This window comes from Paenibacillus sp. sgz302191 (genome assembly GCF_057749925.1).
Genome location: NZ_JBYLHY010000008.1, coordinates 228581 through 240546 on the forward strand (window position 1 = coordinate 228581; position 11966 = coordinate 240546).

Annotated in this window: 7 protein-coding genes; 5 read left to right on the plus strand and 2 right to left on the minus strand. The window is 51.6% G+C overall.

Annotated elements, in window-relative coordinates:
- The first annotated feature begins 90 nt into the window (after positions 1-90).
- The 5 genes from AC3G2T_RS14420 (at position 91) to AC3G2T_RS14440 (ending at position 9245) form a co-directional block, all read left to right on the plus strand.
- Positions 91-1494, plus strand: coding sequence for an ABC transporter substrate-binding protein (locus AC3G2T_RS14420; RefSeq protein ID WP_488435899.1), 1404 nt, complete (start codon positions 91-93; stop codon positions 1492-1494).
- A 115-nt stretch (positions 1495-1609) separates the two neighbouring features.
- Entirely contained in the window at positions 1610-3364 is a 1755-nt protein-coding gene (locus AC3G2T_RS14425; RefSeq protein WP_488435900.1) for a sensor histidine kinase, read from the plus strand.
- Positions 3365-3370: 6 nt separating this feature from the next.
- Positions 3371-4981: a response regulator gene (locus tag AC3G2T_RS14430; RefSeq protein WP_474682591.1), complete on the plus strand. Its 1611-nt coding sequence runs from the start codon at positions 3371-3373 to the stop codon at positions 4979-4981.
- Between the two features lie 15 nt (positions 4982-4996).
- Positions 4997-8104, plus strand: a complete 3108-nt coding sequence (lacZ, locus tag AC3G2T_RS14435) for a beta-galactosidase, LacZ type (protein ID WP_488435901.1) — start codon at positions 4997-4999, stop codon at positions 8102-8104.
- Between the two features lie 601 nt (positions 8105-8705).
- Positions 8706-9245, plus strand: coding sequence for a GNAT family N-acetyltransferase (locus tag AC3G2T_RS14440; RefSeq protein ID WP_474682589.1), 540 nt, complete (start codon positions 8706-8708; stop codon positions 9243-9245).
- Positions 9246-9354: 109 nt separating this feature from the next.
- On the opposite strand, the gene AC3G2T_RS14445 is transcribed toward AC3G2T_RS14440, so the two are convergent.
- Complete coding sequence (locus tag AC3G2T_RS14445) at positions 9355-11106, minus strand: sensor histidine kinase (protein WP_488435902.1); 1752 nt, start codon at positions 11104-11106, stop codon at positions 9355-9357.
- On the minus strand, positions 11103-11816 hold the full coding sequence (locus AC3G2T_RS14450) for a response regulator transcription factor (RefSeq protein ID WP_488435903.1): 714 nt from the start codon (positions 11814-11816) through the stop codon (positions 11103-11105). Before AC3G2T_RS14450 ends, AC3G2T_RS14445 begins: the two co-directional genes overlap by 4 nt.
- Between the last annotated feature and the right edge of the window lie 150 nt (positions 11817-11966).

Sequence of the window (11966 nt, forward strand, 5' to 3'; positions counted from 1 at the left end):
CCGGCTGGCGAAAGGGTATTATGAAAACAGTTGCATGATTACTTCGCATCATTTTTAGAGTATGCTAACCAAACAGGAGGGTTTACCGACATGAAGAAAAAGATGGCAATGACCATGCTGCTCAGCATCACTATGGCAGCAGCGCTTTCCGCTTGCGGCGGCGCAGCCGATAAGTCTCCGAATGCCAGCGCCGGCACAGGCGCAAGCTCTGCGGGCGGGGCGAAAACGAAGCTCACCTACTGGACCGTTGACCGCCACGATGCCGATTACATGAAGGAAATTATCAAGAAGTTCAACGAAACGAACAAAGATAATATCGAAGTGGAAATGACGGTGCTGGCCGACAACTTCAACCAGTCGGTCGATGTCGCTTTTGCGAGCAATCAGGCGCCTGACGTTTTCCGGACGAACGATTTTGCCGGTTTTGTGAAAAAAGGCTACATGCTGCCGCTCAATGACCTGTTGACCGATGACATGAAGAAGCGCTACAGTAATTTGATGGTGGAAGAAGTCAATATGATGGACGGCAAAATTTATTCGCTCCCGAATACGGGACAATATTGGAGATTGATCTATAACGTCGATCTGTTCCAAAAAGCCGGCATCAAAGAACCGCCGAAAACGATGAAGGAATTGGTCGAGGATGCCAAGAAGATTACGGAAGCCGGCAAAGATATCGGCGCTTACGGCTTTGCGGAAAACTTCAAAAACCCAAGCTCCGCCTTCGGTCGGATCGCCAACCCGGTCGGTTCGCTCAGCGGAACTTCCGTAGTGGACGGCTACAATTACAAAACGGGTCAGTTTGATTTTATGGCCTATAAACCGATTGTCGAGGCGCTTCGTCAAATGAAGCAGGACGGCAGCATGCTGCCGGGCGTCGAGTCGCTCGATATCGATCCGCTGCGCGCGCAGTTTGCGGCCGGCAAAATCGGCATGTATTTTAACCATTCCGGCGAGCCTGCCGTATACCAAAGCCAATTCCCGACGAAAATTAATTGGAGTGCAGCACTTCCGCCTACGATCGACGGGAACCAAACGGGAGCGGTCGCTCTCAGCAACGCCGGCAGCTATATCGGGATCAACAAAAACACGCCTAACAAAGACAAAGCCTGGAAATTCCTACAATACATCTACAGCCTGGATTTCCAGAAAGATTACCATGAAAAAGGCTTCGGTATCTCCATTGTGCCTGATGTGAACGCCGTTGCGAAGAAACCGACTATGCCGGGTATCGAAGGCTTCCTGCCGACCAAATACGATGCGCTGTACGCTCCAACGCCGGCCGGTGTGACGGAAACGAAGGTTGAAGGCATCAAAACGGGAAATGCCATCATCAAATATATGCTTGAAGGCGGAGATTTGGACAAAATATTGAGCGATTTGAACACCCGCTATAATGCGGCGCTTGAGAAAGCGCGGGCTGCAGGGGAAACGAAGACGAAAGCGGATCCGAGCTTCGATGCAAGCAAGCTGCAGGGAAGCCTCGCAAAGTAAGACAGTATGATAGGGCAAGGGGCGCGCGGCCGAAAGCAGCGCGTCTCTTCGCTTTTACTGCCGCGGCGCCTGATTCGCGGGTTCATCTATCGGATACAAAGAGGGGGCTGGCAGATTGAAAACATGGTTTTATCGGCTTTCGCTCCGCCGGCGTTTGTGGATTTCGGTGCTGATGCTGACCGTCCTCTCGATCGCACTGACGGGCACGATGTCCTATTGGATCGCTTTTCGGTCGACAGAGCAGGAGGCGTTCATATCCAGTCAGAATACGCTCAACAAATCCGCGCGCGTGCTTGACGAAAAGCTGCGGCACATCGTCGTATCAACCTCTTCCATGATGCTCAGTGATCCGTTCAGACATGCCATGGAAGACGTATACGCCAATAATTCGGCTTCCTATTATACGCGGCTGTCTTCCCTGCAAATTCCTCTCGGGCAAATGAAGCTGATCGAACCGTCGATTCAATCGACTTTAATCTATACGCCGGTCGGCGAACTGTTTGCCACAAACGATCTTCGCAACAGCCAGGTCCGTTTCAAGGACACGATTTTTGCCCGCTATTTGGACAGTACGGACCGCGTCGTATGGGTGGAGGATCATGAAGATCCTTTATTTTCGGGGAAGCAAAGAGTAATTTCCTTGATTATGAAGCCTGTCGCGGAATTCGACATTCGCGATGTGTATGTCGTCGTGAACGTCAAGGAAGATGCAATCCGGGACGTCGTCACCGATGACCTGCTCGATCATGCCAACGACTATTTTCTGTTGTCCCAAAACGGCGACAGCGTACTCCCGATCAGCAGCCGAACGTCACAGTTCGAGCATGATCCGGCTTTCTTGAAGCAGGTGAAAGGCCGGCAGGACCGGGGATTTTTCAAATACAATGTCCAAGGTAAGCAATATTTGATCAACTATTCGCGTCTGACGATGGCGCCCAATTGGACGATGGTCAGCGTGCAGACGCAATCCGAGCTGCTTACGCAGGTGAACCGCATCAAAACGACTACGCTGTGGATCATGCTGTGCTGCGCGGTACTCGCTTTCGTGCTGTCCAATGTCATGTCGAGCTTATTGCTGAAGCCGCTGCACAAGCTGCAGGGGCTCATGAAAAAGGTCGAGCAAAACAACCTCGACGTGCGGTTTACGAGCAAATACGAAGATGAAGTCACACAGGTCGGGCTGAAGTTCAACCGGATGCTGGAGGAGATTTCCTCGCTCATTGAGGACGTCAAGGCCGCCGAGTACGAGAAGCGGAAAATGGAGGTCAAAGCGCTCCAGGCGCAGATCGACCCTCATTTTTTGTACAACACGTTAAACACGATTCTTTGGAAATCGGAAACTTCTCAGAACCGGGACGTTTCGGCGATGATCGCCTCGCTGTCGCTGCTGTTCCAGCTTGGGCTGAACGGCGGGAACGACATGCTGACGCTGGCTCAGGAAATCGATCACGTCAGGCATTACTTGAATCTTCAGCAAAAATGCTACGAGGATCTGTTCGAATATACGATCGAGGTAGAGGACGAAACGCTGCTGAACAGGCCGGTTCTGAAAATATTGCTGCAGCCTTTGGTGGAAAACTCCATTCTCCACGGCTTTCAGGAAATGGAGGGGATGGGCAAGATCCGGATTTCCGCGTTTCGATGGAACGACAGTCTGCGGCTCCGCGTCGAGGATAACGGCGCAGGCATGAACATTCAGCAAGTCGATGCCGACATGCGGATGGATCAGCCGTCGAAAAAAAGCTACGCGCTTCGCAATGTTTACGGGCGGCTGCGGCTGTATTACGGCAGCGAAGCCGAAATCAGATTGAGCAGCGAACCTTACGTATCGACTTCCGTAACAATAACAATACCTTGGGCAAGCGGGTGATGAGCAGTGGCGACCGAGCTTAAAATGTGCGTAATCGACGATATAAAAACCGTAGTGCAGGGCATCGCGAACCATATCGATTGGAAAACTTACGGCATTCGCATTGTTGGGACGGCGAGCAACGGCGAGCAGGGCATCGAGCTTATTCGCGAAACCGAGCCTCACATCGTTTTGACCGATATCCGCATGCCCAGAATGGACGGGCTTGAAATGACGAGGCAGGTGCTGGAGATGCTGCCGCACACGAAAATCGTTTTTCTAAGCGCCTATACCGATTTTGAATATGCGCAGCAGGCCGTCCAACTCGGCGCCTTCGATTATATTGTAAAGCCGTTTACGCCGCAAAACATTACCGGAGTCGTCTTGAAGGCGAAAACATCGATCGAAGAGGAACTGGACCGCATGCAGCGTTACCGCGAAATGGAACGCAAGCTGCGCGAAAGCTTGCCGTATTTGCGGCAGGAATATTTTCAACTGCTGCTGCAGTTCAAAACGACCCCTGAACAAGCGGCCAAACGCTGGGATTTTTTGAATATCGGGCTGGAGCGGGAGCGCTTTGTCGTCATGCTGGCGGAAATCGACCAGTTTGCCGAACAGACGGAGACGCTGCCCGTGCAGGAAGTTGAACTTATCCGCTTTACCGTTCATAATATTGTGGAGGAAAGCTTGCAGCAGTATACAAAAGGGTTTGTTTTTCGCGATAATACGAACCGGTTTGTGGCCATCTTCAATCCTCCGGCCGGCTTGAGCGCGGAAGCGATGGCGGAGAAATGCCGCGAAAATGTCGAGAAAAATTCCAAATACACGGTATCTCTGGGACTCGGGGAAGAAGTGCAGGCGATACACCAGATTTCTTACTCCAACGCCCAGGCGCTTACAGCCCTTTCGTATAATTTTTATACCGGCGGCAATACCGTGTACAGTTACCGGAATATGAATCCTGTCCATCAGGCCGCGCCGCGCTATTCTCCGGAAAAAGAGAAGGAGCTTTTTTACTGCCTGCGCTCGGGGAATTTGCACAAAGCGTCCGCCATTGTGGACGAACTGTTCGAGGAAACCGTCTCCGCATCCGTACCTCCGGCTCCCGGCATGGTCAAGGGCATGTGCGACGAATTGGCCTTTCTCATCAGCCGCGTGTTCTCGGAAAAGCTGACCCGCGAAGAGAAGGAGCGCATCGATCGTCATTTGCTTTACATCAACAATCTTACGTCGTTCAAGCTCAAAGAGCTCCAGGAAAACATCAAGGAAATGTGCAAAGCGGGATGCGAGCTCATTCAGAAACGGCATGCGGAAGATGTGAACAGAGTCGTGGAGCAAGTCATCGCTCACATTCGGCAAAATTTGGCCTCCGACATGACCGTCAACGATTATGCCAAGCTGGTTTATTTGAGCGGCAGTTATTTTGCCAATCTGTTTAAAAAGGTGACGGGCATGACCGTAGTCCAGTTCGTCACGACGGAGCGGATGGAACAGGCGAAAACGATGCTGGTTGAAGGCAAGCAGGTGCAGGAGATCGCGCAAGCGCTCGGTTACGAAGACAGGCGGCATTTCAGCGAATTGTTCAAAAAACATACGGGCATAACCCCGTCCGAATTCAAACAGTTATATATCCAATAAGCGAGGTGCGCGAAAATGTCGCAAAAATTCCAGTATACCCCTCCCCAAAACGGCTATCCCGAGTGGAACAACAACCCGGAAATTTTCCAATTGAACCGGATGGCGGCGCATGCGACGCTAATGCCTTTTGCTTCCGTAGAGGAAGCTTTGAAGGGCGACCGCGGCGCATCGGGCTATACGGTGTCGCTGAACGGCACCTGGAAGTTCAGTTTTGCCGAAACGCCGGACAAGCGTATCGTCAATTTCTACGAAGCGAATTACGACACGGACGCCTGGGACGACATTCAGGTTCCGGCGCATTGGCAGCTGCAAGGCTACGATTATCCGCAGTATACGAATGTCAAATATCCGTGGGAGGGCAAGGAAGATATCAAGCCTCCTTTTGCGCCGACCGGGTACAATCCGGTAGGCTCTTACGCGCGGACGTTCACGGTCCCGGAAGCATGGCAAGGGCAGCACGTCTATATCAGCTTTCAGGGTGTGGAGTCGGCTTTTTACGTTTGGGTAAACGGCGATCTGGTCGGTTACAGCGAGGATTCGTTTACGCCGGCGGAGTTCGACCTGACCCCCTACTTGCAGGAGGGGGAAAACAAGCTGGCCGTCGAGGTGTACCGCTGGTGCGACGCCAGTTGGCTGGAGGACCAGGATTTTTGGCGGATGAGCGGCATTTTCCGCGATGTGTATTTGTACAGCACGCCGCAGGCGCATGTGTACGATTTCAGCGCCGTGGCGGATTTGGACGGCGAATACCGGAACGGCCTGCTGGAAGTGAAGGCGACGGTGACGAATGCGTTCGGCGAACCGCTGGGCCGGCATACGCTGGAGGCGTCGCTGTACGATCGGGCCGGCGGGCTTGTGTTGGTTGTCGGCGAGGCTGATGTGGAGCCGGACCGGGAGAAGCAGCAGGCGGTGGGGCTTTCCGCGCAGGTTGAAAACCCGCTGAAGTGGACCGCCGAAACGCCGCACCTGTACACGCTTGTTCTTACGCTGAAAGACGCGTCCGGGCGTTTCGTAGAGGCGGTAAGCTGCCGCATCGGGTTCCGCCGGTTCGAGCTGAAGGACGGGCTGATGAAGATCAACGGCAAGCGCATTTTGTTCAAAGGCGTCAACCGCCACGAGTTCAACTGCGATACGGGCCGCGCTATCGGCTATGACGACATGGTCCGCGACATACAGCTGATGAAAGCCCATAACATCAATGCGGTCCGCACCTCCCATTATCCGAATCATCCGCTTTGGTACGATCTGTGCGACGAATACGGTCTGTATGTCATCGACGAGACGAATCTTGAGACCCACGGGAGCTGGTCCAATTTTCAGGAGGAGGAGGGCTGGACGATTCCGGCGAGCAAGCCCGAATGGACGGCCAACGTATTGGACCGCGCCAATTCGATGCTGCAGCGGGACAAAAACCATACGTCGATCGTCATCTGGTCGCTTGGAAATGAGGCGTGGGGCGGAGACAATTTTGTGAAAATGCACGATTTTTTCCGCGCCGAAGATCCGACCCGGCTCGTTCATTATGAAGGCGTCACCCGCTGCCGCAAGTCCGACGCCGCCTCCGACATCGAAAGCCAGATGTACACGCTGCCGCACAAAGTCGAGGAGTACGCGCTGTCGAATCCGAAAAAGCCGTTCATCCTGTGCGAATACAGCCATGCGATGGGAAATTCCAGCGGCAATTTGTTTAAATATACCGATCTGTTTGAGAAGTATCCGATTTTGCAAGGCGGCTTCATCTGGGACTGGATCGACCAAGCGATCCGCACGAAAACGCCGGACGGCATCGAATATTTGGCATACGGCGGCGATTTCGGCGATACGCCGAATGACGGCGTCTTTTGCGGGAACGGGCTTATTTTTGCCGATCGCCGGGTAACGCCGAAGCTGCATGAAGTGAAGAAATGCTACCAGTCCGCCAAGTTCGAGGCGGTTGATTTGCTGGAGGGCCGCATTCGCGTCGCCAACGGGTATTTGTTCACGAATTTGAGCGCTTATGAGCTGCTGTGGGAAGTGGCGAAAAATGGCGTGACTGTCGCGGACGGAAGCGCCCCGCTGGACGTGGAGCCGGGGGAAGCCGTCGAAGTGGCGCTGCCCTATAAGCTTCCTGCCGCCGCTTCGGCCGGCGAAGAATATACGCTGACGGTTCGGCTGGCGGAGAAAACCGGGAAGGCTTGGGCGCCTGCCGGCCACGAGGTGGCGTTCGAGCAGTTCATCCTGCCGGTCGAGACGCAGGCCGTGCCGGCCGCCGCGAATCCGCCGCTGCAAACGGACGAGACGGATTTTGCCTTTACGGTTTCGGGAGCCGGCTTCAGCGCGGTTTTCAGCAAGCGGACCGGTGATTTGATTTCTTATGTGTACAAAGGGGTCGAACTGCTGAAAATGGCTCCGGTACCGAACTTTTGGCGGGCCAGCATCGACAACGATAGAGGCAACAAGCTGCCGGAGCGCAGCGTGACCTGGAGGGAAGCCGGGCAGAACCGCCGGTTGTACGCTTTGAACATCGTATCCTATCCCGATAAGCTGGAGGTTGAGGCGGAGTTTGCGCTGCCGACGGCGCAGATTTCATTTTGCAAGCTGCTGTATACGGTTCTGGGCAATGGCGAGATTTGCATCCGCGAGGAGCTGCACCCGGGGCCGAACTTGCCGGAAATTCCGGAAGTCGGGGTGATGTTCCAGCTTGATAGCAGCTTTGAAAACTTGCGCTGGTACGGCAACGGGCCGCATGAAAATTATTGGGACCGCGCCGAAGGCGCACGTCTCGGCATTTACAGCGGCAAGGTCGAAGAGCAGTACGTGCCGTATTTGCGTCCGCAGGAATGCGGCAACAAAACGGGCGTCCGCTGGGCCGAACTGACCCGCAGCGACGGGATCGGCCTGCGGGTCGAAGGCGCTCCGGCCGTCGAGCTGAACGCGCTGCCGTATACGCCGGCCGAGCTTGAGGCGCACGACCACGGCTACAAGCTGCCTCCCAGCGGCAAGGTAGCGCTGCGCGTCAACTACCGCCAGATGGGCGTCGGCGGCGATGACAGCTGGATGTCGAAGACACATCCGGAGTTTACATTGTATGCCAACCGCAGCTATGCATACAGCTTTTCCATCAAAGGCATCTCTGCGCTTTGATGTGCATTCAAGGAATTTAAGCACGATACAACACTCTTCGTTGCCTTGAAGGGGACTTAACTGTAGTAGGGCTCGCTTTTACTAAGGATGGCGTAAACGTATGGAGAAGCTTGTTGACGCAAGCTACCTATCGCGGCCACCTTTGTAGGGCTAGCCCTCTTTTTGTATCTTCGTGTGCGTTCCGTCGAAGCCCATATTGTACGGGCGAGGTGGTTCAGGAAATTAATGGATCATTTAAAGTCGAGAGTATATACTGGGATTATCTGATGGCCCGGTGCCTGGTAAAACCTGCCCGCCCGATAAAACCTGCAAAAGTGCAGGCTTTTCGATGAAATCGGCCGGTTTGGCGGAAAAGCCTGCGATTGTGCAGGAATTTCCGATCAAAACGGGTCCGAGCGCGATCCCGGGCGGAAATTACTGCAGATTTGCAGGAATTTTCCGGGAAGAGCTCATCAAGGAGCAAAAAAGATGTACTTTTGCAGGTTTTTCCCCGTTGTGATGCAGATGTGGCGTGAGACTTCGGCAGGCGAGTTTTTTAACAGTTACGAATGTGAAAGCTGGGTTGACAGATATCTATTTTGTTCGCGAGAGGAAGTGACGTATGGGAGTATTGGCTACACCCTTTGAGTCCGAAAGCTTTATTGTCGACGAAACCAAACATTCCGAAATAGAGGAGTTACAAGAACTTTATGAATCAAGCAGCAACACTAAGCAATGGGATGGGAATGTTCCTGATAAGAACTACATCAGTCAATGTTATTTTCAGGGTGATTTGCCCCCAAATGGCAGGAAGGAAAACTATAAACTACTTACAATAAGGGCTAAATCCATAGACAAATCTATAATTGGTATGGTATCTATTTACCATGGTTTTCCAGCGGGCGATATTGCCTACATAGCTTTCATGTGTATTGGGGAGTCGTATAAGAATCAAGGCTTTGGACTAGAAATTATCAAGCATTTGTCCTCGGAGTTAACTAAAATCGACTATAAGGAAATTAGGATCAACGTAGCTTTGAAAAACTGGTCTGCTCTAAGATTTTGGCATAAAACCGGCTTCGACAAGATTAATGGTATTTTTGGAGACAAAGAGTATTCTGAACAAACATATTCGAGTATTGAACTCGTAAAATATCTCTGATTGCTATGTTGTTATTCAGGCGTGTGTGCTGGTGAGACTTCGGCGGCGATGTCTGTTATGCCAAAATGCCAGTTCCCCTCATGACAGGACTGAACTGGCATTTATTCATTCACTTGTTATCCCCGAATACGGGAAAACGCAAAGTGAGGACGGTTCCCTTTCCTATTATCGTTTCCACCACAATTTCTCCCTGGTGAGCCAAAATGATTTCGCTCGCGATGCTCATCCCAAGCCCCGTTCCGACCAAATCTTCGTCCGTATTCGTTCCCCTGTAATACCGTACGAACAGATTGTTTTTCGTTTGCTCATCCATCCCGATCCCGTTATCCTCCACCTGAATCCGCGCCATGGCCCCTTCTCTCGACGTTCTGAGCGTAATTGCCGTACCCGGAGGATTGTGTTTGATGGCATTTGTAATCAAATTATCAAGCATCCGCAAAAACCATTTGGGGTTAGCTTGTAAATATACCGGCGGTTCTTCTCCTTCATAGAAGAAGGATGATTCCGAGTGCGTAGCGTCGTTCGCGTATCTTAATACCGCGCGGCGGACGAATTCGTTGAGCTCTATTTCTTCCATCGGAAAAGTCAGCGCTTTGTTTTTTAACTGGAACGTGAGGGAGAAATCGTTGATAAGCTCAAGCATATAGAAGCTTTTCTCGCGGATCATGCTGCCCATCTCTTGCAGCTCCGGAGCCGTCCAATCGAATTTACCGCTCTCCAGCATATGCCCATACCCTTGTATCGTGGATAATGGCGTCCTCAGATCGTGGGAGATGCCCGTCATCCATTCCTCACGAGTCTTTTCCAGCCTTTTGCTTTCTTGATCGGCGGACCCCAGCTTTTTGGCCATATCGTAAAAACCATCGATAACTTCTTTATAAAGCCGATATTTCAGACGCAATTTGCCATTTCTGCGAAACACTTTTTTCTTGTCCTTTTCTCCCAATGCTTCATGGTATTTGCCTTGTCCCATCCGCTCAAACCAATCCATGAAAAGCAGCAAAGGACGCCCGTACCGATAGCCGTGCCAAATGGAAAAAGCGGCCGCCAGCAGTATGGCGATGATGCCAATAACAATCATGGCGTTAATGAAATCTTGCAGAATCGATTGCTTCTTATAATCTTTTCCCGCTTTGGGCTGGTATAACGCCCAGGTAAAGCCGGAAACCGGGTCATAGTGCAAGGATAGTGCATTGGCAAATCTTCCAGGCTCCGCTTTCATTTCTATAAGATTCAGCGGACGATAAAACTGCGATTCCATTCCTGTACCTATCGATTGAATGACCCGGCCATCGGAATCGATGACTTGAAGCTGCCCGTTCAAGCCGATGACCTGCTGCTCAAGAGCCGATACATCCGTCTGGCGAATGCGTCCGTTATCTCCATGATCGCGGAACCAAGTACGAAGCTGTTCTCCCCTCTTATCTTCATAGCCCAGCAAGTAAAGACATACCTCATTATTGTTGTCAGTGCTTACTTCAGTAAAGATGTAGTAAGACCCGAAACGATGCGTTTCTTCAATTTGCAGCAGTTCGCTCATTTTGTACGCTTGAGGCAACGCTTCCGGCGTGTTTTCGGAGTGAAAAACCGCACCTTCCTTATCAACAATTTGCAGCCACAATTCGTTCTGCTTTAATAGCTCCTTCCATGACGAAGGAATAGTCACCTTGCCATCCAAGTTGACGGACGCTGGAACAATCGAATCCAGAGCGCCCGAAGGAAATGTCCGCTTTAGATTTTCATTTCCGAGGTATTGAGCCAAAAGAAAGAATAGTATGGTAGATACCGTCATAACAAACAGGAACAAGAGTATGAATTGGTAAGCAAAATGCAAAGCGAGCCTTCTTCGTATGCTTTTCATGAGGATCTGTCCTTCACAAGCTTATATCCGAGACCCCGAACGGTTACCAGATACACGGGATTGCTTGGGTTAGGTTCGATCCGCTCCCGAATTCTTCGAATATGTACCATAACGGTGTTATCGTCAGCGATACCGTCAAATCCCCAAACCGCTTCGTACAGCTGCAATTTGGAAAATATTATGTTCGGATGCTTACAAAAGAATAGCAGCAGTTGAAACACCTGCGCAGGACAAGCGACCGTTTCCCCGCCAACGATCAATTCCGCGGCATGCTCATCGACGACAAAGCCTCCGAAATCGTACCGCGAATGATTGCTTTCCGCCTGTATCGGCGGCAGCTGCGCCCCTCGCCGCAGCCTTGCCTTGATTCTGGCCGCAATTTCAAGGGGATTGAACGGTTTGGTTACATAATCGTCCCCGCCCATGGCAAATCCCGTCAAAATATCCAGGTCAGAGGTTCGCGCAGTCAAAAAGATAATATGCGCTGAAGTGATCTCTCGAATCTTGGGACACAGCTCCAGACCCGATTGATCGGGCAGCATCACGTCAAGTATAACAACATCCGCACCATGCTTGCGAAGAAGCTCTAACGCCTTTTGGGCCGAATTCGCGCTGTATATATGCCGGAAGCCTTCTTTTCTAAGAACCATCTCGGTCATCCGGACAATTGATTGTTCGTCGTCAACAAGCAGTATGATTGCATTTTCCACAATACCCCTCCTTCCCCCATCATAGCATAGCCACCTTAACACGAGTTTAACTGGCCGCAAATCATTTAAGAAAATGTAAGCAGACGGTTACGTTCCGATAAGCTAAGGGTGTTATGATCAATCATAAAGAATTTCTTAATGGATATTGGA

What these genes read in the sequence shown, in the direction of transcription:
- AC3G2T_RS14420 (WP_488435899.1), top strand. Translation starts at nt 91, where the DNA reads ATGAAGAAAAAGATGGCAATGACCATGCTGCTCAGCATCACTATGGCA.
- lacZ (WP_488435901.1), top strand. Translation starts at nt 4,997, where the DNA reads ATGTCGCAAAAATTCCAGTATACCCCTCCCCAAAACGGCTATCCCGAG.
- AC3G2T_RS14440 (WP_474682589.1), top strand. Translation starts at nt 8,706, where the DNA reads ATGGGAGTATTGGCTACACCCTTTGAGTCCGAAAGCTTTATTGTCGAC.
- AC3G2T_RS14445 (WP_488435902.1), bottom strand. Translation starts at nt 11,106, where the DNA reads ATGAAAAGCATACGAAGAAGGCTCGCTTTGCATTTTGCTTACCAATTC.